This is a genomic window from Aurantiacibacter sediminis (genome assembly GCF_016019885.1).
Classification (GTDB): domain Bacteria; phylum Pseudomonadota; class Alphaproteobacteria; order Sphingomonadales; family Sphingomonadaceae; genus Alteraurantiacibacter; species Alteraurantiacibacter sediminis.
Genome location: NZ_JAEANY010000002.1, coordinates 682,504 through 709,183, shown reverse-complemented (window position 1 = coordinate 709,183; position 26,680 = coordinate 682,504). Strand labels below are relative to the sequence as shown.

24 protein-coding genes are annotated in these 26,680 nt (G+C 59.3%); 10 read left to right on the top strand and 14 right to left on the bottom strand.

From position 1 onward, the window contains the following. Positions 1-12: 12 nt before the first annotated feature. Genes I5L03_RS09000 through I5L03_RS08985 form a run of 4 tightly spaced genes read left to right on the top strand, consistent with a single transcriptional unit; the run spans position 13 to position 3,469 of the window. Positions 13-753 carry a biotin--[acetyl-CoA-carboxylase] ligase gene (locus I5L03_RS09000; protein WP_197921401.1) on the top strand — a complete coding sequence of 247 codons (741 nt, stop codon included), beginning with the start codon at positions 13-15 and terminating at the stop codon, positions 751-753. Further along, positions 753-1,529 carry a type III pantothenate kinase gene (locus I5L03_RS08995; RefSeq protein ID WP_197921400.1) on the top strand — a complete coding sequence of 259 codons (777 nt, stop codon included), beginning with the start codon at positions 753-755 and terminating at the stop codon, positions 1,527-1,529. The genes I5L03_RS09000 and I5L03_RS08995 overlap by 1 nt, the downstream gene beginning before the upstream one ends. Continuing rightward, positions 1,529-3,181, top strand: a complete 1,653-nt coding sequence (locus I5L03_RS08990; protein WP_197921399.1) for a ribonuclease J — start codon at positions 1,529-1,531, stop codon at positions 3,179-3,181. Before I5L03_RS08995 ends, I5L03_RS08990 begins: the two co-directional genes overlap by 1 nt. A gap of 9 nt (positions 3,182-3,190) precedes the next feature. Next, on the top strand, positions 3,191-3,469 hold the full coding sequence (locus tag I5L03_RS08985; RefSeq protein ID WP_197921398.1) for a DUF1467 family protein: 279 nt from the start codon (positions 3,191-3,193) through the stop codon (positions 3,467-3,469). Here I5L03_RS08985 and I5L03_RS08980 read toward each other — a convergent pair whose 3' ends face one another. Then, the gene (locus I5L03_RS08980; protein WP_197921397.1) at positions 3,470-6,055 is read right to left on the bottom strand and encodes a coiled-coil domain-containing protein; all 2,586 of its coding nucleotides are present in this window, start codon (positions 6,053-6,055) and stop codon (positions 3,470-3,472) included. Positions 6,056-6,125: 70 nt separating this feature from the next. Between I5L03_RS08980 and I5L03_RS08975 the strand changes: the two genes are divergently transcribed. The 4 genes from I5L03_RS08975 to I5L03_RS08960 all read left to right on the top strand — a co-directional run bounded on the left by I5L03_RS08975 (position 6,126) and on the right by I5L03_RS08960 (position 10,039). Next, positions 6,126-6,431 carry an Hpt domain-containing protein gene (locus I5L03_RS08975; RefSeq protein WP_197921396.1) on the top strand — a complete coding sequence of 102 codons (306 nt, stop codon included), beginning with the start codon at positions 6,126-6,128 and terminating at the stop codon, positions 6,429-6,431. Positions 6,432-6,505: 74 nt separating this feature from the next. Continuing rightward, entirely contained in the window at positions 6,506-7,666 is a 1,161-nt protein-coding gene (locus I5L03_RS08970) for a hypothetical protein (protein ID WP_197921395.1), read from the top strand. A gap of 35 nt (positions 7,667-7,701) precedes the next feature. Continuing rightward, positions 7,702-8,661 carry a hypothetical protein gene (locus tag I5L03_RS08965; RefSeq protein ID WP_197921394.1) on the top strand — a complete coding sequence of 320 codons (960 nt, stop codon included), beginning with the start codon at positions 7,702-7,704 and terminating at the stop codon, positions 8,659-8,661. A 4-nt stretch (positions 8,662-8,665) separates the two neighbouring features. Then, positions 8,666-10,039: a sensor histidine kinase gene (locus I5L03_RS08960; protein WP_197921393.1), complete on the top strand. Its 1,374-nt coding sequence runs from the start codon at positions 8,666-8,668 to the stop codon at positions 10,037-10,039. A 47-nt stretch (positions 10,040-10,086) separates the two neighbouring features. Here I5L03_RS08960 and I5L03_RS08955 read toward each other — a convergent pair whose 3' ends face one another. Continuing rightward, positions 10,087-11,373, bottom strand: coding sequence for a citrate synthase (locus I5L03_RS08955; RefSeq protein WP_197921392.1), 1,287 nt, complete (start codon positions 11,371-11,373; stop codon positions 10,087-10,089). A gap of 40 nt (positions 11,374-11,413) precedes the next feature. Then, on the bottom strand, positions 11,414-12,847 hold the full coding sequence (gene gltX / locus I5L03_RS08950; RefSeq protein WP_197921391.1) for a glutamate--tRNA ligase: 1,434 nt from the start codon (positions 12,845-12,847) through the stop codon (positions 11,414-11,416). Positions 12,848-12,876: 29 nt separating this feature from the next. Between gltX and I5L03_RS08945 the strand changes: the two genes are divergently transcribed. Beyond that, positions 12,877-15,063 (top strand): ComEC/Rec2 family competence protein, encoded by a 2,187-nt coding sequence (locus I5L03_RS08945; protein ID WP_197921390.1) that lies wholly within the window; start codon positions 12,877-12,879, stop codon positions 15,061-15,063. A 90-nt stretch (positions 15,064-15,153) separates the two neighbouring features. Here I5L03_RS08945 and lexA read toward each other — a convergent pair whose 3' ends face one another. The 11 genes from lexA to I5L03_RS08890 form a co-directional block, all read right to left on the bottom strand. After that, the gene (gene lexA / locus I5L03_RS08940; protein ID WP_197921389.1) at positions 15,154-15,816 is read right to left on the bottom strand and encodes a transcriptional repressor LexA; all 663 of its coding nucleotides are present in this window, start codon (positions 15,814-15,816) and stop codon (positions 15,154-15,156) included. Between the two features lie 72 nt (positions 15,817-15,888). Next, positions 15,889-17,094 (bottom strand): molybdopterin molybdotransferase MoeA, encoded by a 1,206-nt coding sequence (locus I5L03_RS08935; RefSeq protein WP_197921388.1) that lies wholly within the window; start codon positions 17,092-17,094, stop codon positions 15,889-15,891. Further along, positions 17,091-17,561 carry a cyclic pyranopterin monophosphate synthase MoaC gene (moaC, locus tag I5L03_RS08930; RefSeq protein ID WP_197921387.1) on the bottom strand — a complete coding sequence of 157 codons (471 nt, stop codon included), beginning with the start codon at positions 17,559-17,561 and terminating at the stop codon, positions 17,091-17,093. The genes I5L03_RS08935 and moaC overlap by 4 nt, the downstream gene beginning before the upstream one ends. 50 nt (positions 17,562-17,611) lie before the next feature. Next, on the bottom strand, positions 17,612-17,980 hold the full coding sequence (locus I5L03_RS08925) for a DUF3597 domain-containing protein (RefSeq protein WP_197921386.1): 369 nt from the start codon (positions 17,978-17,980) through the stop codon (positions 17,612-17,614). An 82-nt stretch (positions 17,981-18,062) separates the two neighbouring features. Further along, positions 18,063-18,851 carry an indole-3-glycerol phosphate synthase TrpC gene (gene trpC, locus I5L03_RS08920; protein ID WP_197921385.1) on the bottom strand — a complete coding sequence of 263 codons (789 nt, stop codon included), beginning with the start codon at positions 18,849-18,851 and terminating at the stop codon, positions 18,063-18,065. Beyond that, positions 18,851-19,843, bottom strand: coding sequence for an anthranilate phosphoribosyltransferase (gene trpD, locus I5L03_RS08915; RefSeq protein ID WP_197921384.1), 993 nt, complete (start codon positions 19,841-19,843; stop codon positions 18,851-18,853). The genes trpC and trpD overlap by 1 nt, the downstream gene beginning before the upstream one ends. Continuing rightward, positions 19,840-20,439 carry an anthranilate synthase component II gene (locus tag I5L03_RS08910; protein ID WP_197921383.1) on the bottom strand — a complete coding sequence of 200 codons (600 nt, stop codon included), beginning with the start codon at positions 20,437-20,439 and terminating at the stop codon, positions 19,840-19,842. Before I5L03_RS08910 ends, trpD begins: the two co-directional genes overlap by 4 nt. A 31-nt stretch (positions 20,440-20,470) precedes the next feature. Beyond that, positions 20,471-21,430, bottom strand: a complete 960-nt coding sequence (pip, locus tag I5L03_RS08905) for a prolyl aminopeptidase (protein WP_197921382.1) — start codon at positions 21,428-21,430, stop codon at positions 20,471-20,473. Then, entirely contained in the window at positions 21,427-22,215 is a 789-nt protein-coding gene (locus I5L03_RS13540) for a phosphodiester glycosidase family protein (RefSeq protein ID WP_325100144.1), read from the bottom strand. Before I5L03_RS13540 ends, pip begins: the two co-directional genes overlap by 4 nt. Further along, a complete protein-coding gene (trpE, locus tag I5L03_RS08895) occupies positions 22,212-23,723 on the bottom strand; it encodes an anthranilate synthase component I (RefSeq protein WP_197921522.1) in 1,512 nt (503 codons plus the stop codon). Before trpE ends, I5L03_RS13540 begins: the two co-directional genes overlap by 4 nt. 17 nt (positions 23,724-23,740) lie before the next feature. After that, on the bottom strand, positions 23,741-25,681 hold the full coding sequence (locus I5L03_RS08890; RefSeq protein ID WP_197921380.1) for a peptidylprolyl isomerase: 1,941 nt from the start codon (positions 25,679-25,681) through the stop codon (positions 23,741-23,743). A 237-nt stretch (positions 25,682-25,918) separates the two neighbouring features. On the opposite strand from I5L03_RS08890, the gene tpiA reads away from it, so the two are divergent. After that, positions 25,919-26,677: a triose-phosphate isomerase gene (tpiA, locus tag I5L03_RS08885; protein ID WP_197921379.1), complete on the top strand. Its 759-nt coding sequence runs from the start codon at positions 25,919-25,921 to the stop codon at positions 26,675-26,677. Positions 26,678-26,680: the final 3 nt, after the last annotated feature.

The window sequence follows — 26,680 nt, the reverse complement described above, 5'->3', positions numbered from 1 at the left end:
GCAGGGCGAGAGTTGATCGAGATAACTCCCGAAACCGGCAGCACCAATGCTGATCTTTTAGCACGATTGTCTGCTGGAGAAGGCTTGCCTGAGGGGTTCTGGTTGCGCGCAGAGCGGCAGACGGGTGGGCGAGGGCGCTTGGGGCGTCTTTGGGAAAGCCCCGAGGGCAATCTTCATTGCAGCACCGTTGTCAATCTGCGTTCGTCTGATCCAAGCGCCGCCACACTTTCTTTTGTTGCCGGGCTTGCGGTATTTGACTGCGTGAAGCGATGCCTGTTCGATCGCACTCCCATGATGCTGAAGTGGCCAAACGATCTCTTGATCCGCGGCGCAAAGGTTGCAGGAATTCTGCTTGAGCGACACGGCGAAAGTGTTGTTGTGGGGATCGGGGTCAATGTTGGCTATGCCCCGGATATTCCCGAGCGCAAAACGACCAATATCTCTTATGAGAATGGCAAGTTTGCTAACGGACCCCAAAGCGTTCTGGACCTATTGGTGGACAGTTTTGCCAACCGTTTGGACGAATGGCGTGAACAGCCGCTTTCCCATGTGATCCTTGAATGGGCGATCCGCAGTCATCAATACAACGACCGTGTTCGTGTTACAGATGCTGACGGCAGTGTCCTGCGCGGCTTCTATCGTGGTATCACTTCTGACGGTGCCCTGCGCATTGAACCGATTGGTGACCACGAGCGTGTGGTCCATGCAGGTGATGTCTCGCTATTTTGGCACGATGATGAGGAGATGCGCTAATGCTGCTCGCAGCCGATGTCGGCAATACCAATGTCGTCTTCGCCATTTTCGATGGCACAGAGATACGCGCGCGCTGGCGCATTGCCACTGACGGTCGCCGCACGGGCGATGAATACGCAGTATGGCTGCTACAATTGCTGGCGGTCGAGGGGATCGAGCGGAGCGCTATCACACGCATCATTTTCTCGTCAGTCGTCCCGCACGCCGATCACAATCTGACGGTTCTCTCACAAAAATACTTCGGTATTGAACCTCTGTTCGCAGGGCAGGGCGCAGCGGCGTGGAATTTTGAAATCGACGTGGATCAACCGCACACGCTGGGATCGGATCGCGCACTCAATTGCATCGCCGCGCATCAGCTGGTGGGCGGCGACATGATCGTGGTGGACTTTGGTACCGCTACGAAGTTTGAAGCGGTCGATTACAACGGCGCCTACAAGGGCGGCATCATCGCGCCGGGCATCAATCTCTCGCTCGACGCGCTGGTAGGCAAAACGGCCAAGCTTCCGCGCATCGCCATCCGCGCGCCTGAAACCACCAGCGTCATCGGGCGTAATACAGAGGATCAGATGCTGATTGGCGTCTTCTGGGGCTATGTCGCCATGATGGAAGGGCTGATCGATCGGATGAAGACCGAATTCGGTCGCCCGGTAAAGGTTGTAGCGACCGGCGGGCTCGCCATATTGTTCGATGAGAAGACGGATATTTTTGACGTCATAGATGCAGATTTGACGATACGCGGCCTCCAGATCCTGGCTGATCGCGCAGGAGCTTAATGAAAAAAGATTTTACCCCGCAGGATGAACTCCTGTTTTTGGCACTTGGTGGTTCGGGCGAGATTGGCATGAACGTCAATCTCTATGGCTGTCAGGGCAAATGGCTGATGGTAGACCTCGGCATGAGCTTTGGCGCGAGTGAGTATCCGGGCACCGAACTCATGTTTGCTGACCCTGAATTTATCGAAGATCGCCGCAAGGATCTGCTCGGCATCGTCCTGACGCATGGGCACGAGGACCATATCGGGGCGATTCCCTATTTCGCCGACGAGCTGGGCGTGCCGCTTTATGCAACGCCTTTCACTGCCGACCTTATCATGCGCAAGCTGGAAGAGGCAGGGCTCAGCAATGCCATCGAACTGAATGTCATCGATGAGGATCACGGCAGCTTCGATATCGGACCGTTCAACATCACTTACCTGCCGCTCGCGCACTCGATTGCTGAAGGCAACGCGCTACTGATCGAGTCGCCCTATGGCCGGATCTTTCACACAGGCGACTGGAAGCTCGATGAAGAGCCGATCATCGGAGAGCCGACCACTGAAGATGAACTCGCCGAAATAGGCGATGAGGGCGTTCTCGCGCTGGTTTGCGACAGCACCAATGTGTTCAATCCGGTGCCTTCGGGTAGCGAGGGCGCGGTTTATCGCGGGCTTCTCGAAGAAGTGCAGAAGCATGCCGGAAAGCGCGTGCTGGTCACGACCTTCGCCTCGAATGTCGCGCGTTTGCAGACGTTGGGTGAAGTGGCAAAGGAAACGGGACGCCAGCTCTGCGTTGCCGGCCGTTCGCTCGATCGCATGATCAGCGTCGCGCAGGCCAATGGTTATCTGCAGGACTTCCCCGAACCCGTCGATTTCGACCGGGCGATGGATTTGCCGCGCGGTAATCTGATGATCATCGCAACCGGCGGGCAGGGCGAGCCGCGCGCTGCACTTAGCCGGATTGCTGAAGATAACCATCCACTGGCTCTCGATCGCGGAGATGTGATCCTGTTCTCGAGCCGCGTCATTCCCGGCAATGAAATGTCGATTGGGCGGGTCCAGAACCTCCTCGCAGAGCGCGGTATCGTGATGGTCACCGACAGGCAGAGCGAAATCCACGTCTCCGGACATCCGGGGCGACCCGAACTGGAAGCGCTGTATGGCTGGATACGGCCGGAGATCCTCGTGCCAGTCCATGGAGAGGTGCGCCACATGCAGGAACAGGCACGGCTCGGCGCAGCGAACGGAATTCCGCACAACGTCTTCCAGAAGAATGGTGACATCATTCGTCTCGCTCCCGGCAAGCCGGAAAAACTCGCCGAAGTGCGCACCGGACGACTTGTGCTCGATGGCGACCTCATCATCCCGTCGGACGGCGATGCGATCACGATGCGTCGTCGTTTGGCACACAGCGGCATATTGCTCGTCGTGCTGGACGGGCAGGGCGGTGTGATGGTTGAAGGCATCGGTCTGCCGCTGGACGAGGATTACAATGATTTCGTGGAAGAGGCCCAGGCTGATGTCGTCGATGCGCTGGTCAAACTCCGCAAAGGCCGCAGGGACAATCCCGATGCGATCAAGGAAGCGGCGCGTCTGGCGGCTCGCCGGGCGGCGCAGCGCTGGTCCGGCAAGAAACCACAGACGCGCGTTATCATGGTCGATGCGGAATAGGCGTTAGGTATGCAGCTGACATCGATTATCGCAATTTACCTGCTGTTTTGGGTGATGAGCGCGTTCGTACTGCTGCCATTCGGGGTAAGGACGGCCGACGAGGCTGGCGTGGAGAAAGTGCCAGGGCAGGCTGACAGCGCGCCCATCAATTTTCGCCCATGGCGCATTGCCTGGCGCGCGACGATCCTGTCAGCGGTGCTTTGCGCGCTTTACGTCGCCAATTTTATTGAGGGTTGGGTGACGGTAGACGATATCAACATCTTCGGAACGCCGCCCGGATACGAATGATCAGTTGCGCAAGCGGTCAATCGCCTGCGCCAGCGCGACATATAATTTGCCCGTATCGCTGGAGAGCAGCGTCACTGCGATGGCATTACCATCCCGCGTGGCGAGCACTTCGCGCAGCATAGCTTCGAAATCATGGATGAAGCGATTGACCGTCTCGCGAAATTCGCTGTCCTCTCCATAAATCTCTGCGACAGAACGCGCGTCCTGCTTGTCCAGCAGGCGCACCGCCCGACGCGTGAAAATGCCGCGATCACCTTTCAGGTAATTGGCCCATTGCGTGTCAGACACTTCATTGTCGAACGCCTTCGCAATATCGATTGCGGCCGAATTGAGCGCCTCCGTAATGAGCGCCATGCGGCGTGAAAAATCGCTATCGACCTTCTCTTCCGCACGATCACGAGCATAGGTAACACGCTGCTCAAGATTGGTGACGAGTTCATTCAGCTTCGCAAGCTGGTTCCGCAGTCCGACAGCCGTATCGCGGCCATTCTCGGATGCGCGAACGACTGCTGCTTCCAGTTCAGAAATCGTCGATGCCGCATCGGCCTTGATCGCGTCGGAAATCCGTTCGCGGCTCTCGCTGGCAATCTTCGCGGCGATATCGTCGAGCACGCTGCTCTGATCGTCACGCAGGCCTTCGAGGGCCGTGGTGGAGGATGCGGCGAGCAGTTCCAATGCTTCCCGCAGTTCACTCCCAGTCCGCTCCGCCAAGCGCTCGCTTTCCGCTGCGAGAGTGGCCACTTGGCTTTCCATGTCTCTCAGCTGCTCAAGCGTTGCCGATCCGCCGGTGTTTGCCGTCTCGATATGCCCTGCCAGCGTGGCACCACGCTCTTCAGCCTCGCTGATAAGGGTGTGTAGGCGAGCCGCTTCCTCGCCGAATCCGGTCAAGCGAGCCTCCGCTTGCCCTACAGCCTCGGCGAGCGCGCCCTGCGTGTGGTCCGCACTCGATCGGATGATCTCCAAAAGGCGAACGCTGTCATCGGTCAGGCTTGAGATCAGCGTGCCGCTGTCATCGAGCATGCTTCGGCTCTCGGAAATCCGTGCGCCGAGCAATGCGGCAGATTCGCTCAGTTCCTCGCGAGTTATGTCACCCTGAGACGCGATCGCGCCGATCTGCGTATCGATTTCCGCAAGCCGCTGTGACAAGGCTTCCCCGCGTTCGGCAAGGCCGGCGACGTGCGCAAGGTGTTCTTCCTGGCGCTCTGTGATGCGCGCATCAAGCTCTGTCAGCTTCGTCTCCAAAGCAGCAATTTCAGCCGCTTCTCGCTCTTCAAGCTGGGCGCGCCGCCGATCCATATCGGAATCGAAAGCGCTGATGGATTGCGCATTGCGTTCATCGAACCGCTCGGCTTCGGCGGCAAGCTGCGCAAGCCGCGTGCGAGCATTCGCCATCGCGGTTTCGTCAACACGAGTGAGCTCTGCGAACGCCTCTGCCGTTCGGCCTTCAAGCGCACTGATGGCTTCACTCCACGCGCTCGCCGCCTGTTCGCGCCCATCGCCCATCTTCGCAAGCAATGCTTCACCTTCTGCTGTCACGGAGGCAATGCGCTCACGCATATTGCTGAGCGCGTCATCTTCCAGCTCCTGCTGCGCATTCAGCTGGGTGGTAAGTGCGAGCGATAGCTCTTCGGCGCGGCGCTTGATCGTCTCGAATGCAGCATCTTCGGATTCGACAAGATCGGCGCGGAACGTATCGCTGACTTCGCGCAGTTTTCGGAAGCGCGCCTGTGTGACTTCGCCGATCGAGGCCACTTGGCGATCGAATGCGGCAAGCGTGCTGGTGACAGTGTCGTTGACGCGCTGGACATGAAGCTCGCCGGTCTCGCCAAACTGGTTCAGTCGATCGAACGCCTCGACAAGCGTTTCGACCTGCGTTTGCGCAATATTGCCGGCATTGCCGATCTGGTTGGACATGTCGCGCGCAGCGCTGGAGAGCACAGGCAGCTGGTCGCGCACTTTCTCCATATTGCTGACCGCAGTCTCGCCAACCGATTTGATACTATCGAGCTGCGTGGAATTATCGTGGATCAGAGTTTGGAGATGATCGGCATTGGTCGAGAGACGTTCGGTCGCGACGCGGCCGAGCGATTCCAGATCGCGCGTCTGCGAGGCGATGAATTCGCGGGCGAGGCTCAGCTCGCGGTTGACCACGGCAAGGCGCGACTCAAGCAAGGCGGACTCATCGGAAAGCTGTCGGGCGATGCCGCCAAACCGTGCTGCTTCCCGTCCGCTATTGCGCATAGCGAGGAGCCACATGCCGACGATCAGTAGGACAGGCACGCACCATGCGACGATCCAGTCTGCCCATTGCTGCGGCGAAGCACCCGCTAGGATCTCATCCCGGTAAATCCATCCGAAAAAGCCGGTCCAGCCCAGCACTGCAAAAATGGCTAGCGTCGGAACAACCCAGCCAAAGCGGGCGGGGCGATACGCATCTTCGTATCCAGGCTCAGTCAGAAACTGTTCTGGCTCGCCCTCATAGTCGCTTTCATATTCCGTATCCGACGCGGTTTCCGTCTCGGTCTCGGCGTCCGTTGCGAATGCATCGTCATTATCAACAGGCAGAAGGGTGCGGCGGCGTGACATGTTCTATCCCTAACACACCCTTAATCGGTTGAAACCCCGCCTTAACGCGTTGTCCTCTATTGGCAACGCAATGGCGTATTCACATCCCGATTTTGAATTGGCGTTGAGCTCAGTCGCGGGCGACGATATGTCGCTGCGCCTTGAGTTGCGTGAGAGCTTCCTCGAAAGTCTGGCTAACCAGATCGATTTACTGCGCCGCTCGCGTTGCGATGGCAATTGGCGTTTGGCAGCGGAGCGTATCAAGGGCTTGGGCGCCAGCTTTCACGCCGCCCGATTGGTCGCATTGGCCGAGGAAGCGCTCGATGGCGCGCCCGGTGATCCGGCAATCCTTCGTAAACTAAGCCAGTTCACGCAGGATTTTTCGGTAGAGAGCTGATTGTCTCGGTTGGCAGCGTGCCCGAGACTGCCTAGTTTCTGGCGCAGGCGATTCCACCACTGGAGAATTCGAACTTGCGCGCCGCGCTCATTTCCCTGCCACATCCGGGCGAGGCGCCTCAGCCATCGGTTGCGGGCAAGACGCTCGCGCAAAGGCAATTGCTGTTCGCGCGGCAATGCGGCTGCACGCAGGTGGTCGCGCATGGTGGCGGGGCTTCTGAAGATGCCATCGCGCTGCGCCACGCCGCCGAGAAAGCTGGTATGCGATATCAGGTGATATCCAATGCGCATGCCCTGCCGGGAGCGATCAAGGATGCAGATAGCTTGCTGATTTTTCAGCCGGGTCTGCTGCCCGAGTCGCGCCAGGCCCTGGAGCTGATCCAGGCTGAGGGTGATCGCATGCTCGTCTTTTCCGCCGGCCCCGGCACTGCTGCCGGTTTCGAACGCATCGATCTCGATCGCGCATGGGGCGGTGTGATGACCGTGCCGGGCAAGTGGCTTGGTCAGCTGACCAGCCTGCCTGAAGAAGCCGCGCCGCACGCGGCATTGCTGCGGATTGCCCTCCAACACTGCCTGTCCGAAGCGCGTTTGGACGATAGCGTTCTCGATGACGGCAAATGGCAGATCATCCGGGATGCCGATGCTGCGAAGCGGCACGAGGCAGGCTGGATGCAGGCCCACCTTGGCAAAGGATCGCTGGCCGCCCCGTCGTGCTGGGTTGGATCCGCCATTGCGGCTCGAGCGGGCGGTTGGTTGATGCAGAAAGGCTGGGCGAAGCCAGCGGTAATTGCGTTATTCGGGCTCTTGCTCACCGGCAGCGTCGCCGCGGCAGTTTACGAATTGCCCGTGCTTTCATTCGCGCTGGCCGCGACGAGTGTCCCCGTTGTTGAATTTCTTCTCGGTATTACAAGGCTTTCGGTCGCACCCTTCGGAGAGGTTAGACGCTGGCCGATCTTGCGCAAAGCGGTCGACTTGGCGATCCTCGTCAGCGGAGTGCTGGTGATCGATAGCCTATGGTATCGTGCGGCTTTTCCGCCCTTCGTATTGTTTGCCACACTGCTGCTGCTTGACAGAAGCGCGGCCCCTGCGATCAGCGCTTCCCTGAGGGATCGCGCTTTGATCGCAGGCGCTTTGGCGATCCTGTCAGCTATTGTGCCTCCCGAAGTCGCATTCATGCTGATTGCGACGCTTGTTCTGGCGGCGAAGCTCCTGCCTGTGGCGCAAGACAGCAGATAACGCGGAATTAACGCTGTCCCTATATGGCCGCATCTATGAGCGAGCAAAATGCACCTGACAAATCAGCCAGCTCGGTTGAAATCACATTGAAGCGTGAGCTTGCGCATGGCGATGTCATCATCGCCACCGCGCCGCCGATCCTGCGCCATCTGCTCGCAAATGTGGATCAAGCGCTGTTCAGCGATCAGGTTATTGCGACCATCCGCGGCATGATGCTGCATCTCGCCCAACAGATGCTCGCGAACCTCGCCGATGTGAGAGGCATCAGCAATCGCGCGGAATTTATCGAGCAGAGCCTGGACGAGATCGCTTCGGCTTTGCTCGATGAGACGGATTTCCTCTCGCACGCGCATGCGATCACTGTCGAAGCCACTTTGGCGGACAGGCTTAGTCGGCGAAGCGGCATCGATCCGGTGCTTTCCCCCGTTCTTCAGGAGCTGGTATCGTCAACCGAGGATCAGGTCGCAACAGGCGCGATGCATGCCCTCGCTGCCCAGGCCCGCTTCATGCAGCAGCAGGGCCGCATGGCATTGCCGCTCCATGAGCTGCCGCATGATTTGTTTGAGCGCGCGATGCAGATATTCCGTGAACATACTGCCGCAGACGGCGAGGACGCGGCAAAAGCCGAAAAAGCCATGTGCGACGCCTATGATCCCGATCAAAGGCGCGTCGCCAAGTTCATCCGTCTCGTTTCCGGGATGCAGCACCGTGCAAATCGCGCGCTCGCGGTCGACAATGCCGGACTCTCGATTTTCGTCACCGCAGTGAGCATGGCTGCCGATATCAATCGCGATACCGTCATCATGTCCTTGGGGGAGGCGCAATGCGCCAGACTGGCGCTATCCCTACGAGCTGCGGGCCTGAACCAGAGCGCTGTTGAAGAGCAATTCCTCTATTTGCATCCCGAGATAACGCTGCCGGACGGTTTCGATACCATCCGCCCAGATCGTGCCGTGGCCATGCTGAACGACGCGCAAGACGAAGGCGCGCATTGAGGCGATGTCCTCCGCCAGCATCATTTCCGCACGGGCGCGCACCGATGCCGACAATCGTCTGATAGAGGCCGAAGAGCCTTTGGCGAGCTTTCACATGCGCGCAGGCGGCGAGATTCCGGGCGCAATTGTAACGCCTGCCTTGCTCGATCTCGTCTGCAAGGCGCGCCAGACGGGCAAGCGACTGTCGCGCGCAATCCGGGCGCAGGATTCGGTCGAGCAGATTTCGGCATGGGCAGAAGTGGTTCCCGGCAAGGCTGGAACGATCATCACCATCAGCACGTGGGAGGCGGAAGACATTCCCATCACCGCTGCCGATGAAGAGCGCCGCGGGCATCTGGCTTTAGTGCGACACCTTTCAGGACTGACTGCACGCCTGGATGTCGAGCAGAAGCTGTTGACGGTTGACTGGACTGCTGCCGATCTCGATGCCCTGGGCGAAGAAATGATGCTTGGCGTCGGCCAGCCCTGGACGAATTTTGCGAGCCCCGCTGGTTACAGCCATGAACAGCCATTGCACTGGCGTCTCTTGGACGGCGCTCTGGTTTCGGTACCCGATAGCAAGCGTGAATGGGCCGCGCAGCTTGTCCCGAATGGCAGGGCTGAGCCCGGCAGCGAGGGATTCGAGCTCTACCTCGTGCCTGATCGTCCGTTGGAAGAGCGGATTACGAAGCAATCGCGAAAGCCGGAACGCAGCGCAGGCATAGGCCGCGATATTGCGCCGGTCCTCCGCCAGCCCGTCAGTCGAATAATCGCCAATGCGGAGACCATACGCACCCAGCTCGCAGGGCCTCTCGCGGATGAATACAGCAATTACGCTTCCGATATTGCTTCTGCCGGTGAGCATCTGCTCGCGCTGATCGATGATCTGACGACGCTGGAAATGGTTGAGGATGAGGAATTCTCACCTGCGCCAGACAATATCGATCTCGCTGATGTAGCGCGCCGTGCTGTCGGCATTCTGGGTGTTCGCGCCAAGGAGCGCGGCATCCAACTAGATGCGCCCAAGGATGATGAGAGCGTTCCTGCGGTTGGCGAATTTCGGCGCACTTTGCAGGTTCTACTCAATCTCATCGGCAATGCCATCCGGTACTCGCCAGAAGGCGGGCAGATCTGGGTTCGCGTTGAAGAGGAAAACGGCCGCGCCCGGGCCGTAGTGGCGGACCAAGGCGAGGGATTGGATGACGACCAGCAATCCAGGGTCTTCGCTAAATTTGAGCGATTGGGTCGCAAAGGCGATGGCGGATCAGGCCTCGGCCTCTATATCTCGCGCCGTCTCGCCCGCGCGATGAAGGGCGATCTTACTGTAGAAAGCGCCAAGGGGCAGGGCGCGCGTTTTATTTTGGAAATCCCTGCCGATCCGGATGCCGATAGGGCATAAAAAAGCCCCCGCCGAAGCGGAGGCTCTCTTATTCGAAATGCGAAGGCTTAGCGTTCGCTGACCGGCACGTAATCGCGCTGCGTCGGCCCGGTGTAGAGCTGGCGCGGGCGGCCGATAACCTGGCCAGGATCCGAAATCATCTCGTTCCACTGTGCGACCCAGCCCACAGTACGGGCGAGGGCGAACAGTGCGGTGAACATCGTCGTCGGGAAACCAATCGCCGACAGGATGATGCCCGAGTAGAAATCCACATTCGGAAACAGCTTCTTTTCCTGGAAATAGGGATCGTTCAGCGCGATCTCTTCCAGCTGCAGCGCCGTTTCGAACACCGGATCCTTCACGTCGAGCGCATCGAAGACTTCGCGCACCGTCTTCTGCATCACCATCGCGCGCGGGTCGTAATTTTTATACACGCGGTGACCGAAGCCCATCAGGCGGAACGGGTCATTCTTGTCCTTCGCACGCTCGATGTAGTGCGGGATTTTGTCCGGCGTGCCGATTTCGCGGAGCATGTTGAGAGCAGCCTCATTCGCACCGCCATGCGCCGGGCCCCACAGGCAGGCGATGCCGGCGGAAATACAGGCAAATGGGTTCGCGCCCGAAGAACCGGCGAGGCGCACGGTCGAAGTCGAAGCGTTCTGTTCGTGATCGGCGTGGAGGATGAAAATCCGGTCCATCGCCTTTTCGACAGCCGGGATGACCTCATACTCTTCCGCCGGCACGCCGAAAGTCATGCGCAGGAAATTGCCCGTATAGCTGAGCGAGTTCTGCGGCTGCATGAAAGGCTGGCCGACCGCATATTTGTAAGCATTTGCAGCGATCGTCGGCATCTTGGCGATCAGGCGATGGCTCGAAATCTTGCGGTGCTCAGGGTCCGAAATGTCAGTGCTGTCATGATAAAAGGCAGACAGCGCGCCAACTACGCCGCACATGATCGCCATCGGGTGCGCATCGCGGCGGAAACCCTGATAGAACTGCCGCATCTGATCGTGCAGCATCGTATGATAGGTGATGGTATTGGTGAAATCGTCAAGCTCGTCCTGCTTCGGCAATTCGCCGTTGAGCAGAAGATAGCTGACTTCCATAAAGCTGGAATGCTCTGCCAGCTGCCCGATGGGATAGCCGCGGTGCAGCAGCACACCTTCATTACCATCAATAAAGGTCAGCGCGCTTTCGCAGCTTGCCGTGGATTTATAGCCGGGATCGAAAGTGAACTTTCCGGTATTTCCATAGAGCTTGCGAATATCGATGACATCGGGGCCAACGCTTCCCTCAAGAGTGGGAAACTCATGCGTTTCACCGCCTACTGTCAATTCCGCCTGCTTGTCAGCCAAAGGGCTTCTCCTTCAAAATTGTCCTAGCTGGGCAGCCGTTTCAAGCCGCTGCCTGCGCATCAATCCGCGCGAGGCTTTCTTCCCGTCCGAGAAGGACCAGCACATCGAAAATTCCGGGCGAGGTTGTCGTCCCTGTAAGCGCCGCGCGAAGCGGCTGTGCGAGCTTGCCAAGACCAAGTCCCAGCTCCTCCGCATATGCCTTCAGAGTGGCCTCCAGCGCCTCAATTGTCCAGTCCGTTTCTGCCTGCAACCGGCCTGAAATAGACGAAAGTCTCATACGCGCTTCGTCATCAAGCAGGCCAGCTGCCTTTTCGTCCATTTCCAGCGGACGCTCCGTGAACAAGAAAGCTGCTCCTGCCGCCAATTCATTCATGTCACGGGCTCGGGTTTTGAGCACCGGCATCGCTTCTGTCAGCAACTCGACATCGGCTTCCGGGCCAATCCGTTCTGCTGCAATCCTGGCCAGACGCGCATCATCCGCCTGGCGGATGTAATTGCCATTCATGTTCAGCAGCTTCTTCATGTCGAAGCGGCTCGGCCCCTTATTCACCGCGTCGATATCGAAAAGGGCAATCGCTTCTTCCATGCTAAATTCTTCCTGGTCGCCGTGGCCCCAGCCAAGACGCAGCAGGTAATTGAACAGTGCTTCGGGAAGAATGCCCATCTCACGATAGTCACGCACACCCAGCGCGCCGTGTCGCTTCGACAACTTCGCGCCGTCATTCCCGTGGATCAGCGGCACATGGGCATATGTAGGCTCTTCCCAACCATCTTCGACGCCTTGCATCGCGCGGATGACCTGTATCTGGCGGAAGGCGTTGTTGAGGTGATCATCGCCGCGGATGATGTGGGTGCAACCCATGTCCATGTCATCGACCACGACAGCGAGCATATAAGTCGGCGTGCCATCAGCGCGAAGCAGGATGAAATCATCGATCTCGCTGTTCTTGACCGTGACGCGGCCTTGCACGGCATCCTCGATCACGGTCTCGCCGTCCGTCTCTGTTTTGACACGGATGGTGTAAGGCGCACCTTCAGGTGCCTCGGACGGATCGCGGTCGCGCCAGCGGCCATCATAGCGCATCGGCTGCTTGTTGGCGCGCTGCTGATCGCGCATCTCGGCCAGTTCCTCGGGCGTGGCAAAACACTTATAGGCCTTGCCAGCCTCAAGCATCTTGCGAGCGACTTCGGCGTGGCGTTCGACGCGGGAGCTCTGGTAAACCGCCTCCTCATCGAATTCGAGACCGAGCCAGCTCAGACCATCGAAAATCACATCGATAGCTTCCTGCGTGCTGCGCTTCTTGTCTGTGTCTTCGATCCGTAAGAGCGCTTTGCCGCCGAAATGGCGCGCATAGAGCCAGCTGAACAGACCTGTGCGGGCATTGCCGATATGCAGGAAACCGGTGGGGCTGGGCGCAAACCGCGTGACCACGGGCCGATCATTGCCAGCATTTAATCCGGTTGCGCTTGCCATAAGCTACTGTTTCCTGTCCTGTATCGTCCATGGCAACGCGGCAGCCACCGCTGGTTCCGCTGGGGGACGACGAGAGCGATGTTGCGTTGCAGCAGACGCCTTGGCGAAAGCGCGCGTCTTTGTCCAGCTTGGCGGATGGCGCCGAGGCATTTCTTGCGCGCGCTGGCTTCGATCGTGGCCCGTGGATGGCTGTCGCCATGGCCGCAGGGATCGGAGCATGGTTTGCGCTTTCCACATCCGCATGGTGGATCGGAGCCATCGCCGCAGGTCTCATGGTGCCGCTCGCAGGATTGGCGAAGTGGCGGGGACGCGATGATCGCGTGCACATGACCGGCGGTTTGCTCGCCATTGGTTTGCTCTTCGCGTTCGGCATTGCCCTCATCTGGACCCGTTCTGAAATGGTCGGTGCGCAAACATTCGAACGACCGATGTTCGAGGAGGTAGAGGGCCGCATCCTCGAAAGGATTGAGCAGCCTGCGCAGGACCGAGTACGGCTTGTCCTCGCCATTCGTTCACCGGATGATGGAGATCCGGTCAAGATTCGTGTGAATGTGCCTCTAAAAGATGCAGATGCGTTGATGGCGGAGGGCGCGCTGATACGCGCTCAAGTGCGGTTGATGCCGCCGACAGCGCCAATGTTGCCAGGCAGCTATAATTTCGCCCGCGCTGCGTGGTTCCAAGGCCTCGCGGCCACCGGAAGCGTGCAGGGCGACATCACTGTCATCGAGCCAGCAAAAGGCGAAGAAGCACCCATCGCACGGTTGCAACGCGTGCTCTCAAGCCACGTGCGCGGCGAATTGGGCGGATCAGCGGGAAGCATCGCGGCAGCCTTCGCCAGCGGAGATCGTGGCGGCATTTCCGAGGCGGATGAGGATGCGATGAGAGATGCCGGGCTGACGCACCTTTTGTCGATCAGCGGACTGCATGTGAGTGCCGTCATCGCAGCGGGCTATCTGATCTCGACCAAGCTGCTTGCTCTGTGGCCGTGGCTCACTTTGCGCGTGCGGTTGCCCGTCGTCGCAGCCGGGATCGCGGCGCTTGCGGGTGTGGGCTACACGCTTTTGACGGGCGCCGAAGTGCCGACCGTGCGGAGCTGCATTGCTGCTTTGTTGGTGTTAATCGCGCTCGCATTGGGCAGGGAGCCATTATCGCTCAGGATGGTAGCGGTTGCGGCCATGGCAGTGATGCTTGTCTGGCCTGAAAGCCTGGTCGGCCCGAGCTTCCAGATGAGCTTCTCGGCCGTCATTGCGATCATTGCATTGCATAATGCCGAGCCGGTGAAGCGTTTCCTAGCGCCGAGAGAGGAAGGTAGGCTCGCTTGGCTATCGCGGCGGACAATCATGTTGCTGATTACTGGCTTTGTAATCGAAATCGCACTGATGCCCGTGGTGCTTTTCCATTTCCATCGAGCCGGTGTTTATGGAGCGCTCGCGAACGTGATAGCCATTCCGCTCGTCACCTTCATCTCCATGCCGCTGATCGCCATCGCGCTGATCTTCGACATCATCGGAGCTGGCGCGCCCTTCTGGTGGCTGGTCGGGCAGTCGCTCGATCTTTTGATCGGCATCGCGCATTTCACTGCCGATCAGCCGGGAGCCGTGAAACTTATCCCACAAATGACGCTTGGAACTGTGCTGCTGTTCGTCGCCGGGGGTCTGTGGCTTGCGCTTTGGCGGGGGAGGGCGCGCCTGTTTGGCTTCGTGCCCGCCGCTATCGGTTGTCTCATCCTCGCGATCACCCCCATTCCCGATCTGTTGATCTCGGGCGATGGGCGCCATGTCGGTGTCACCGGGGAGGATAACCGGCTGCTGGTTCTTCGCGATACGCGAAGTAGCTTTACGCGTGACAACCTTCTCGAGTTGGCCGGGGTCGAGGGCGAGCCACTACCTTTACCGGACTGGCCAGGCGCTGACTGCAGCCGCGATTTCTGCGTGATCACTCTCAATCGGGGAGGGCGCGACTGGCATATCCTGATGAGCCGAAGCAGGGACATAGTCGCCGAGCGTTCGCTCGCGGCTGCTTGTGAACGCTCGGATATCGTGATTGCGGATCGCTGGTTGCCGCGCAGTTGCAAGCCGCGCTGGTTGAAGGCCGATGGGCGAATGTTGAGCGCCACCGGAGGACTTGCGATCAATCTTGCTGACGAAAGTTATCGTTCCGTAGCCAACAGTGAGGGAGATCATGGCTGGTGGCGTGGTCGCCGGGAGGATAATTGAGCGTCGTTCGCTCTCGTCCACCCGCAGAAAAGAAACGCCGCGCTGCCTTTTCGACTGCGCGGCGTCTCTGGTATTTCCGTAACCTGTCCGTCAGTGGTAGCGGCGCAGCAGGCCAGCCAATTTGCCTTGCACTTCGACCTGGCTGTCAGCATACACCTGCGGATCGTAAGATGCGTTCGCCGGATCGAGCCGAATGCTGCTGCCTTCATGGAAAAGATATTTAAGCGTCGCTTCCTCGCCATTGACGAGTGCAACCACAATGTCTCCATCGCGCGCCGTGTCGCTCTTCTTCACAAGGGCGTAGTCGCCATCGAAAATACCCGCCTCGATCATGGAGTCGCCCGATACTTCCAGAGCGTAATGCTCACCCGAGCCGAGCAGGGCCGCAGGTACGGGAAGCGACTGACTGTCTTCAAGCGCTTCGATCGGCACACCGGCAGCAATGCGGCCATGCAGCGGTATTTCAATAACGTCATTTGCCGGTGCGGGTGCGGATGCCGGCGGCGTGGTGGCCTTGGCGACTGCATCATTTGAAACGTTGTCCGGCATTTTCACGACTTCGAGCGCCCGGGCGCGATTTGGCAATCGGCGGATGAAGCCGCGCTCTTCAAGAGCGGAAATCAGGCGGTGCACACCCGATTTACTCTTGAGATCGAGCGCTTCTTTCATTTCTTCGAAACTGGGCGAAATGCCCGACTCATCGAGACGCCGATTGATGAATAACAGCAATTCATGTTGCTTCGCGGTCAGCATGCGCTTGTCCCTCACTCAAATGTTCCACATCGGGAACGAATAAAGAACAATTATGAAACAGAATCGACTAAGTCAAGCGATACCGCCATTTTGGAGATGAAACACCGAAACAATGTCGCCCGCATGCGCCGGTTGCGCATTGCCGTCTCGTATGATCAGGCCGTTGGCTCGCGATAGGCTGACAAGCGCGCTGCTATCCTGCTCGGCGAACGCGCTGACGCGGTCGCCCAGAATTTCTGCGCGAAGAAATTCTGCGCGCTCTCCAGCTGCTGGTAAGGCGTGTGACAACGGATGACTTCGTTCGACCGGCCATGGCTGGCGATCACCGGCCAATGCCCGAAGTAGCGGGAGCATAAAGAGATAGGCCGTTATATAGCTCGACACCGGATTACCCGGCAGGCCGAGGATAATCTGCGCCCCTTTTCTCGCCACCAGCATGGGCTTGCCCGGTTTCATGGAAACTCGCCAGAAGTCGATGCTTGCCCCCCACTTTTCGAGCGCAGGGCGAATGAGATCATGGTCGCCTACAGATGCTCCACCAGATGTCACGATGACATCGCAATCGGAGGCTCCGTCGAATGCTTTAACCAGATCGTCCAAATGATCGGCTATCGGGCCAATTCGCGTCACCTCTTTACAAAATGGTGACGCCATTGCTGCAAGCATTGGCCCATTGCTCGCAGGTAACTGGTGGATGCTTGCATCTTCAGGACAGCGGACCAGCTCATCGCCGCAATCTAGTATCGCAATCGAGGGTCGCTTTCCCACGATGACACTTGCATGCCCGCCCGACAGCGCCAGTGCGATATGCGCGGGGCTCAACCAAGTGTTGCGGCCGAGCAAATGATCGCCTTGTTGGAAATCAAAGCCTTTGCGACGAATATAACGCGGTGTCGGCTCGCCTTCGCCGCAAAGCGAAAGTTTCTCTCCGTCCCGTACAGCATTCTCCTGTATCAACACCGCCCCTGCGCCATCCGGCATCAGCGCGCCGGTCGAGATGCGGACGGCTTCGCCTTTGGCAATCGGTCGCTCGAACGGATGTCCTGCTGCGCTTTTACCGACAACCCGCCATGGACCATCGCAATCATCGTCGCGCAGCGCGTAGCCATCCATTGACGAAAGGTCGGCAGTCGGCTTCGATCGCTTGGCTGTAAGATTCCCATTGAGGCAACGACCCGCCGCGTGTTCTACAGGGATTGTTTCACTACCCAACGGCTCTGCCAGCGAAACAAGCTGACGCTGCGCCTGCGTGTATAGCAGTGGCGGCTGCTTAATCACTCGGCAGACCAGTCACCGCTTTTGCCACCCGTCTTCGCAATGAGCCGGACATTCTCGATGACCATGCCCTTTTCCAGCGCCTTCGCCATGTCATAAAGTGTGAGGAGGGCGATAGAAGCGGCTGTAAGTGCTTCCATTTCCACGCCAGTTTTCGCGGAAAGGCGCGCTGTCGCGGAGACGGCAATGCCTTCCTGCTGAAACGCAAAGTCCACCGTCACATTATCGAGCGGTAAGGAGTGGCAGAGCGGGATCAGATCGCCGGTTTTCTTCGCCGCCATGATGCCAGCAAGTCGCGCGGTGCTGAGCACATCGCCCTTGGGCGTGTTGCCATCGCGAATGGCAGCGATCGTGCTGGCGGATGCGCGGAGGAAGCCGGCTGCTGTCGCGGTGCGTCCGGTCACGCTCTTGGCGCCGACATCGACCATGCGTGCTGAGCCTTTGTCATCCAGATGGGTCAATTCAGACATGGAGGGCGACCTACCGCAGATCGCCCGCAATGTCAGCCATCAGGATGCAATCAATCCAACAGTGACCGCGGCACTTTGCCGCCCTCTGCAGCGATTTTCGCCATGACTTGGCGGTGCAGCCAGATATTCTCTTCAGCTGTGCCCGAATAATAGTTGTCGCCAAGCTCGGCAGCCAATTCCTTGCGGTTCTCATAGCTCGGATCGATACCGACCAATTTCATAAGATCGACGATCGAGGTGCGCCAGTTCAGTTTGTCCGAGCCGGGCTTGTTGTCCAGCGCTTCTTCAAGGTCCATCGTACTGACGGGTCGCGGTCGGGCCGTCTCGACGGTCTTTGACGCAGGTTTCGCCTCATGTTCCACCTTCTTGTCGTCATCATCGCCGAAAATCGCGTTCTTAATCGAGCTAAAAATACCCATAGTTGCATCCTCTCTATGATTGTGGATCGTCGAGCCAACATAAGCAGGATCAGCCCGGAATGCGAAGGATGAATTGCGAAGCCTAGCGACCCAGCAATTCGCGCGTCGCCGCCTCGACATCCTCCTGCCGCATGAGGCTTTCGCCGACCAGGAAACAGCGCACACCGCTTTCGGCAAGACGCAGGCAGTCTTCATGCGAGTTGATGCCGCTTTCACCCACCAGCAGGCTGCCTTCCGGAGCGAGCGGCGCCAAGCGTTCGGTTGTGCTAAGATCCGTTGTGAACGTCTTCAGATTGCGATTGTTGACGCCGATCAGGCGAGAAGTGAGGTGCGTGGCTGCGCGCTCCAGTTCCTCCTCGTCGTGCACTTCGATCAGGACATCCATCCCGCGCTCGAGAGCGGCGGCCTCGATTTCAGCCATCTGCGCGTCTTCCAGCGCCGCCACGATGATCAGAATAGCATCTGCGCCAAACATACGGCTTTCTGCGATTTGCCAAGGATCGATCATGAAATCCTTGCGCAGCACCGGGAGGTGAGTGGAAGCGCGGGCTTCCGTCATGAAGGACTCGTGGCCCTGAAAATAAGGCGCATCGGTGAGCACCGAGAGGCAGGCAGCGCCGCCTTTTGTGTAGTCGAGCGCATGTTGATGCGGCCGAAAATCTTCGCGGATGAGGCCTTTGGAAGGGCTGGCTTTCTTGATTTCTGCGATAAGACCGAAAGCCTCGATGGAAGCTTCCTCAAGCGCGCGTTTGAACCCGCGTGGCGGCGTGGCTTCTTCCGCGATTCGATCGCAGTCGGACAGCGTCTTCGCCGTCTTGCGGGCGGCGACTTCCTCACGCTTTACGGCGCAAATTTCCTCAAGCTTGTTCATTATTTTGCCGTGTCGATCCAGCACTCGAGCAGCGCCTTGGCGAGACCCCTGTCGATCGCCTCTGCAGCCTCTTCGACGCCGTCCTGCCAGCTTTCGACTTCGCCCGCGACCATCAGTGCGCCTGCGCTGTTGAACAGGACCGCGTCGCGATAAGGGCCGGGCGCGCCCAGCAGGAGCGCCTGCAGCGCCTTGGCATTGTGAACCGCATCATCGCCCCTGATGGCTTCGACAGGTGCATGATTGAGGCCCGCATCGCTCGCATCCACACGGCGCATACGGACTTCGCGGCCGGTCACATCGGCAAGCTCGTTGCCTTCATCGAGGCTCAGCTCGTCCAGTCCTTCGTCGCCGGAGACGATAAAGGTGCGCTCGGTGCCGAGGCGCGCCATCGCATCGGCATAGATCGGCACATAGGCCGGCCGGGCGATACCGATCAGCTGACGCCGAACCTTTGCCGGGTTCGACAGCGGCCCCATCAGGTTGAAGATCGTGCGCTTGCCAAGCTTCTGGCGGATCGGCTGAATGCGGCCCATCGCCGGATGATGGTTTTTGGCAAAGAGGAAGCAGATGCCGATTTCGGCAAGCGTCTTCTCCGCAGTCCGCCCGGCTGCGTCCATATCGAGGCCCAGAGCTTCGAGCGTATCTGCTGCGCCCGATTTCGAGCTCGCCGCGCGGTTGCCATGCTTTGCCACAGGAACGCCGCAGGCCGCGACGACGAGAGAAACAGCGGTCGAGACGTTGAGCGTATGGTGGCCATCGCCGCCCGTTCCGCATACGTCTATCGCATTGTCGGGCGCTTCGATCGGGACGAGCCGTTTTCGCATGGCGCGCGCAGCGCCAGCGATTTCCTCCGCGCGCTCACCGCGATCGGAAAGTCCGCTCAGGAATTCGGCGATTTCTTCTTCGCTCGGCTTTCCGTCAAGCATATCGCCAAAGGCGCGCTCGGCATCGGCTTCGGTCAGCGGGATGTCAGTGGGAGGAAGAACGGTCATACAGGCACCTTCGCTTCGATCCCGCAGATATTGAGGAAGTTGGCGAGCAGCTTGTGCCCATGCTCGGTGGCGATGCTTTCCGGGTGAAATTGCACGCCGTGAATGGGAAGGTCCACATGGCGAAAACCCATCACGCTACTGCCATCGAGGCCGGGAGTCTCGCTGCGCGCATTGACCAGCAGGCAATCGGGTATGTCTTCCACAATCAGCGAGTGATAGCGCGTGGCGATATAGGGCGAGGGGATATCGGTAAAAACGCCTGTCCCATCGTGCTCTACCGGCGAAGTCTTGCCGTGCATCAAACCGCCGCGCGCGACGCGCCCGCCGAAATGCTGACCGATTGCCTGGTGGCCTAGGCATACGCCGAGAAGCGGCAGCCCCTTGTCAGCACAGGCCGCGACCAGATCGAGCGAAATGCCGGCTTCATTCGGCGTGCACGGCCCCGGCGAAATCAGAACGCCTTTTGCGTCGCCCGCCACCGCTTCTGCCGCTGTCATCGCATCATTACGCTCGACCACGACTTCCGCGCCCAGCTCCATCAGATAATGGACGAGGTTGAAGGTGAAGCTGTCGTAATTGTCGATGACGAGGATCATTGCGCCGCCATTGCCTCTGGTGCCTGCACAATCAAGCCTGTTTGCCAGCAAGTCCATCTGTCGCACGAACGAGGCCGTCGATGATACCCGGCTCAAACGCGCTGTGCCCTGCATCGTGGACGATCCGCAGATCGGCATCTGGCCACGCTTTTTTCAACTCCCATGCGGAAACGGGAGGAGTGCAGATATCGTGGCGCCCCTGAACGATGATGCCGGGAATGTCTTTCAGTCTGTCGGCATTCTTCAGCAGTCGCCCTTCTTCAAGGAAGAATTCCTTCAGGAAGAATTTCGCACAAATCCGCGCGAAGGGAACCGCCTTTGCGGGATCGGCAAAGCTATCGAGCAGCTCCTTGTTCGGCAGCAATGTCGCGACGCTGCCTTCCCACAGTGACCATTCCTTGGCGGCGGCGAGGCGGGTTGCTTCATCGTCGCTCGTCAGACGGTCGTAATAGGCTTGAACCAGATTTCCGCGCTCGGCCTCGGGGATAAGACCGCTGAAATTGTCCCACTGTTCCGCCATGACTTCGCTCGCGCCGCGACTGTAGAGCCAATCCTGTTCTTTCTTCCGACCGAGGAAGACACCGCGCAGGACCAGTTCGCTGCATCGCTCAGGATATTTTTGCGCATAGGCGAGGGCGAGTGTTGAGCCCCAGCTGCCGCCGAACACCTGCCATTTGTCAAAGCCGCACATCTCGCGAAGGCGCTCCATATCCTCGACGATGCGCCAGGTATCGTTGTTCTCGATTTCGGCGAAGGGAAGCGATTTGCCGCATCCGCGCTGGTCGAACAGCAGCACGTCGTAAAGTTCCGGATCCCACTGGCCGCGGTGAGTAGGCGAGATGCCTCCACCAGGGCCGCCGTGAAGCATGACCGCAGGCTTTGCGCCTTTCGTGCCAACGCGCTCCCAATAGAGTGAATGGCCTTCGCCCACATCCAGCATGCCGCTGTCGAAAGGCTCTGTGATCGGATAAAGTTCGCGGTAATCGCTCATGAACTCTCTTCTTGCATGGTAACGACAATCAACGGGCCGATAGGCGGTCCGGTTTCCAATCGATCATTGGGGACGTCCCATATCTGCGACACAGTACCATCCAGATAGAGGGCGTTGTCGACATTCAGGACATCGCGGTAATAGCGTGCCAGCTTGCCGAAGCTCACCGGCACTTCGCTCATCACGAAATGTGCGCGGCCAAGCTCATCGACGCCCACTGCGTTCCGAATGCGCAATGAGGTGCCATTGGGCTGGATATCGGGGTGCAATTCCCCATTCACGACCAGCATGGGGCCCGATTGCGTGGCGAAATGCGGGCGCTGGCCGCGGCTTGCGAAGCGCTGCGTATCAAGCACTTGCCATGGGCCTGAGGGACTATCGCCAAAAAACACGCCATTGGGTTTCATATGGAAATTGCCCGGTCCATCGCGTTGATTGAGCACGGTTAGCCGCTGCCCGTCCTCGACATAGTAGCCGATGGGAAAGCCTTCCTCATCAAACATGCCGCCATTCGCCGCGAAGACGATTGGCGGCGCGCCGTCCGGCCGCTCTGCGAAAGAGAGTTCGCGCAGCGAACGATAAGGCGTCTCCTCGCCTTCTGGAACGAGATCGGTAGCGATAGAATGCTGCGTTGGATCGGCGGTACACTGGACCAAAGGCGTGTCTTCGAAAATCACCGGTTCGCAGATCGAGACCAGCGCTTCTTCTGCCTCTTGCTCAAACCGAACGTCGCAGCCGCCAAGTGCTAAGGCGAGCGCTATGAGGGCAGGGCTGAGAAGCCTCACTGGCCAAACTCGGCTTCGCCAGCGACGGCCATCGCTTCCCGCGCTGCTGCGATCAACGCCCCAGCCTTGTGGCGGCATTCGGCAGCTTCGGAAGCGGGATCGCTGTCTGCAACGATGCCGGCACCGGCCTGCACATGCATCGTGCCATCTTTGACAACGGCAGTGCGCAGGACGATGCAGCTATCGACACTGCCATCGGGCGCGAAATAGCCGACACCACCCGCGTAGGCGCCTCGCGTTTCCGGCTCCAGCTCGGCAATAATCTCGCATGCGCGGATTTTCGGCGCGCCGCTGACCGTGCCCGCGGGAAAACCTGCGAACAGTGCATCGAGCGCGTCCTTATCGCCCGCCAGCTCACCCACAACATTGCTGACGATGTGCATCACATGGCTGTAGCGTTCAATTGTGAAGCTGTCGGTCACGGTAACGCTGCCTGCCTCGGCCACGCGGCCAACATCATTCCGCCCGAGGTCGAGCAGCATCAAATGCTCGGCGCATTCCTTCGGATCGGCGAGCAGGCTTTTCTCCTTGGCCTTGTCCTCACTCTCATTTGTGCCGCGCGGACGCGTCCCAGCGATGGGGCGGATCGTCACTTCGCCGTCCCGGACGCGCACCAGGATCTCCGGACTGGAGCCGACGACGGCAAAGCCCGGCATGTCGAGAAAATAGAGGAAGGGTGACGGGTTCACTCTGCGCAGCGCACGATAAAGCGCGATAGGCGGAAGTGGGAAGGGGCAGGTAAAGCGCTGGGCCAGCACGACCTGAAATATATCGCCAGCAGAGATGTACTCTTTCGCGCGCAGCACCATGTCTGCGTAATCCGCTTCGTCCATCACCGGGATCAGCGTGCAATCGGGCAAATCGGCAAGACGCGGCGCGGAAGGCACTTTTTCGCCCAGCCTACGCAAGGCTTCGTTGATCCGCTCTTCCGCCCGCTCGATCTTGCCGTCTGCATCGCTCTCGTCTGCCCACAGCGGCGCGATCACAAAAAGCGCGTCCGTCAGCCTGTCGAACACAAGAACCAGCGCTGGCCGAGCGAAGAGCATGTCGGGCAGAGCCAGCTCGCTCTGCGGCGCCCTCGGCAATTTCTCGACTAGGCCAATCGTTTCATAGCCGAAATAGCCGACAAGGCAGGCGAGGGCCGGAGGCAGTCCCTCGGGCATATCGATCCGGCATGCTTGCACGAGCGAACGCAGCGCAGTCATCGCGTCCTTGCTTACAGGCGCAAACGCGTCGCGGTCATGCCGCCAATTGCGATTGATCTCAGCAGCGTCGCCCGTCGCGCGAAACATCAGATCGGGATCGAGCCCGAGCAGCGAATAGCGACCGCGGATCTCGCCGCCTTCTACCGATTCCAGCAGGAAGTCTCCGCGCCCCTCTTCGATCAGCTTCAGCGCGCCGCCAATCGGGGTCTCTGTGTCGGCGACGACCTTTCGCCAGACGAGCGTATTGAGCCCGCTGGCGAGCGCTTCGCGGGCGGCGTCGACGTTGTTGAGACCCTCGGCCAGCGCGGCCTCCCTTGGCTTTAGCGTGTCGCGCCGGTCAGCTGATTGCGCACCGCATCAATGCCGTCATCATTACGTTCGATCTCAAGCGATGCCTCCGCACCGGCGACGAATTGCGCGACGTATTCTTCACCGAGCTGCCCTGAGAGCTGCGTCACGGTGTTCTCGATCTGCGCGAGCCCCTCTTCGGTTTCGCTCAAGTCCGGTGCCTGGATTTCATTCAATTGCACCACATACCAACTGCCCGTCTCTTCCACTGCGACTCGTTTCGCCGTGCCTTCGGCCATGGAGAAGAACAGGATCGTCGCGCGATTGACCTGGCCGGACTGGGCAAGCTCCTGCCGATTCAGCGTCAACGTCTCGGGGCTTGGCAGATCGACATCTTCCGCGGCAATGGCATTGGCAAGCGACATGCCACCCTCGACGCGTTCCACGATGCGCGCTGCTGCCTCCGACGCAGCAGCCATTCCCCGATCGCGTCGCCATTGCAGAGCAAGCTGATCGCGAATTTCGGAGAGCGGCGCGGCGGCACTGTTGAAAATCTCGCCAACGTCGAAAATCATATAGGCGGTGTCGGGCACGATCGCTGCGATCTGCGGTTCGTTCTCGCCCAGATCGAACGCGAAGCTGACAACGCGGGCCAGTTCTTCGGGCGGCTGACCGGGTTCGCCGTATACCTGACCGTTGGCCAGAAGCTGCGGCGTAGACTGGATTTCAATATCGAGTTCTTCGGCGGCTTCCTCCAGCGATTTACCGCGCGCGAATTCATCTTCGAATCGCTCGGTCAATTCATTCAGCGCTTCCCTGCGGCGTTCGGCTTCGAGCTGTTCGCGAATTTCATCGCTGGCATCGGCGAGCGTGCGCGCAGCGATGACATTCACATCGGTTACCCGCAGCACATACCAACCCAAAGTGCCGCGCACCGGGCCGACCAGATCGCCTTCATCGGCATCGAAAGCGGCCTCAGCCACCGCTGCAGAAGTGGTCGTAGCGAAATCGGACTGCTCGACTTCGGAAACTGTCGTGGTGGAGAGGCCCTTGGATTGGGCCGAAGCTTGCAGGGAGACACCGCCATCCACCTCATCGATCACGGCCTGTGCAGCAGCCTGTGTCGGCACGACGAGCTGGGTAAAGCTGCGCTCCTCGCTGGCTTGGTAAAGCACCGCGTCAGCCTGATAGCGCGCGGCAATTTGCGCCTGAGTCACCGGAGGGAGTGCGCCGAGTGCGGACGCATCGAAGGCCGCGTAGCGAATGATGCGCCGTTCCGGGCGGATATACCGCGCCTCATTCTCTTCATAAAAAGCCTGAAGCTGCGCATCTGTCGGATCGCCTTCGGGCGCGAAAGCGGAAGCGGGCAAGCGCAAGGCATCGCCGACGCGCGTTTCATTGAGCAGCTGCGCATAGGTGCGGGCAAAGCTGCGCGGCATGCGCGTTTGGTAGGAAAGCGGCACAACCGTCTGCCGGGCCAGCAGGCTGAGCGCCAAATCGTCACGCACGGCCGATTCGGTCAGGCTCTGGGCACGAATCGCGGCGCGAAAGGCTTCGGGATCGAACTCACCATCGACACCGCGAAAGGCGGGTTCGTTGGTAATTTCGCTATCGACAAGCCGCTGGCCCGCACGCAGGCCGAGCACTTCGGCAAATTCCGCCAGCGCATTGCGGCTGATCACCTGGTTGAGCACGTCATCAAAGCCGCCCTGCGCTATAAATGCTTCCAGCGAAAGCGTGGGGTTCTGCGCGCGCGCCTGTTGAAACGCATTGTTGACGTTCTGCTGCAGGTCGGATGTGGAAATCGTGCGGTCCCCGACGACTGCCACTCGGTCACCACCGGCAACGCCGCCGAACATGCCGGTATTCGCCACATCGGAGCTGGCAAAGGCGACCGCGATCAGGCCCAGAAAAGCCAAGGTGACGACGATCCCGATCTTGGATTTGAAAAAACCGCGAAAGAGCTGGAGCATAGTAATCAGTTCTGCTGTGGCCGGAGCCGGGAAATGGGGCAGGGCACTAGTGGCCCGACTTATCAGCGGGGAGCTTTATCCCGGCTGCGACCCCGCCGCAACAGCCGCGATGCGCTTTCCCGCATAAGGTGAATGCACCTTTGACAACGAGCGAGGCGGGCGATAGCGGACTTTTTCGAATTTATGGGATTACGGTTTTGCACTCGTTTGCGAACCGACTGAATTATCGGGACATTGATGAGTAATCGGCCTTACATCGTTGGCAATTGGAAGATGCACGGCACGCGCGCCATGCTTGCAGAAGCGCGCGCGATTGACCGTGCAGCAGAGCGTTTGATCAAGGTGGAAGTGGCGCTCGCGCCGCCTTCGACGCTGATCCATGCTTGTCGCAAGGAAGCCAATCTGATCGGAATCGGTGCACAGGATTGTCATCCTGCCGATGGCGGTGCACATACCGGTGATATCTCCGCTGCAATGCTGAAAGATGCAGGCGCTGGTTTTACCATTGTCGGCCATAGCGAACGCCGCGCCGATCACGGCGAGACGAACGTGCTCGTCAAGCAAAAGGCGGAAGCCGCGATCGAAGCCGGTATGGGCGCAATCGTGTGTGTCGGTGAAACTGAAGAAGATCGCGATGCCGGCAAGGCAGAAGCAACTGTCGGTGAGCAGTTGAAAGCATCGCTTCCCGAAGGCGAGGCAGCTGCTGCCAATGTGACAGTGGCTTATGAACCTGTGTGGGCTATCGGCACCGGGCGCACTCCGACTCCTGAAGACATTGCGATCATGCATCGCAATATTCGCGCGCAACTGGTGGAAGTCTACGGCGAAGCAGGGCAGGAAATTCGCATCCTGTATGGCGGCTCGGTGAAGCCTGAAAATGCGGTTGAACTTCTTTCGGCGGACGATGTGGGCGGGGCCCTTGTTGGCGGAGCAAGCCTGACAGCAGAGAGCTTCCTCGGCATCATCATCGCCGCCGCTGGGGATGATGCCGAGTGATCG

What these genes read in the sequence shown, in the direction of transcription:
- I5L03_RS08995 (WP_197921400.1), top strand. Translation starts at nt 753, where the DNA reads ATGCTGCTCGCAGCCGATGTCGGCAATACCAATGTCGTCTTCGCCATT.
- I5L03_RS08990 (WP_197921399.1), top strand. Translation starts at nt 1,529, where the DNA reads ATGAAAAAAGATTTTACCCCGCAGGATGAACTCCTGTTTTTGGCACTT.
- I5L03_RS08985 (WP_197921398.1), top strand. Translation starts at nt 3,191, where the DNA reads ATGCAGCTGACATCGATTATCGCAATTTACCTGCTGTTTTGGGTGATG.
- I5L03_RS08980 (WP_197921397.1), bottom strand. Translation starts at nt 6,055, where the DNA reads ATGTCACGCCGCCGCACCCTTCTGCCTGTTGATAATGACGATGCATTC.
- I5L03_RS08975 (WP_197921396.1), top strand. Translation starts at nt 6,126, where the DNA reads ATGGCGTATTCACATCCCGATTTTGAATTGGCGTTGAGCTCAGTCGCG.
- I5L03_RS08965 (WP_197921394.1), top strand. Translation starts at nt 7,702, where the DNA reads ATGAGCGAGCAAAATGCACCTGACAAATCAGCCAGCTCGGTTGAAATC.
- I5L03_RS08960 (WP_197921393.1), top strand. Translation starts at nt 8,666, where the DNA reads ATGTCCTCCGCCAGCATCATTTCCGCACGGGCGCGCACCGATGCCGAC.
- gltX (WP_197921391.1), bottom strand. Translation starts at nt 12,847, where the DNA reads ATGGCAAGCGCAACCGGATTAAATGCTGGCAATGATCGGCCCGTGGTC.
- I5L03_RS08945 (WP_197921390.1), top strand. Translation starts at nt 12,877, where the DNA reads ATGGCAACGCGGCAGCCACCGCTGGTTCCGCTGGGGGACGACGAGAGC.
- lexA (WP_197921389.1), bottom strand. Translation starts at nt 15,816, where the DNA reads ATGCTGACCGCGAAGCAACATGAATTGCTGTTATTCATCAATCGGCGT.
- moaC (WP_197921387.1), bottom strand. Translation starts at nt 17,561, where the DNA reads ATGTCTGAATTGACCCATCTGGATGACAAAGGCTCAGCACGCATGGTC.
- I5L03_RS08925 (WP_197921386.1), bottom strand. Translation starts at nt 17,980, where the DNA reads ATGGGTATTTTTAGCTCGATTAAGAACGCGATTTTCGGCGATGATGAC.
- trpC (WP_197921385.1), bottom strand. Translation starts at nt 18,851, where the DNA reads ATGAACAAGCTTGAGGAAATTTGCGCCGTAAAGCGTGAGGAAGTCGCC.
- trpD (WP_197921384.1), bottom strand. Translation starts at nt 19,843, where the DNA reads ATGACCGTTCTTCCTCCCACTGACATCCCGCTGACCGAAGCCGATGCC.
- I5L03_RS08910 (WP_197921383.1), bottom strand. Translation starts at nt 20,439, where the DNA reads ATGATCCTCGTCATCGACAATTACGACAGCTTCACCTTCAACCTCGTC.
- pip (WP_197921382.1), bottom strand. Translation starts at nt 21,430, where the DNA reads ATGAGCGATTACCGCGAACTTTATCCGATCACAGAGCCTTTCGACAGC.
- I5L03_RS08890 (WP_197921380.1), bottom strand. Translation starts at nt 25,681, where the DNA reads ATGCTCCAGCTCTTTCGCGGTTTTTTCAAATCCAAGATCGGGATCGTC.
- tpiA (WP_197921379.1), top strand. Translation starts at nt 25,919, where the DNA reads ATGAGTAATCGGCCTTACATCGTTGGCAATTGGAAGATGCACGGCACG.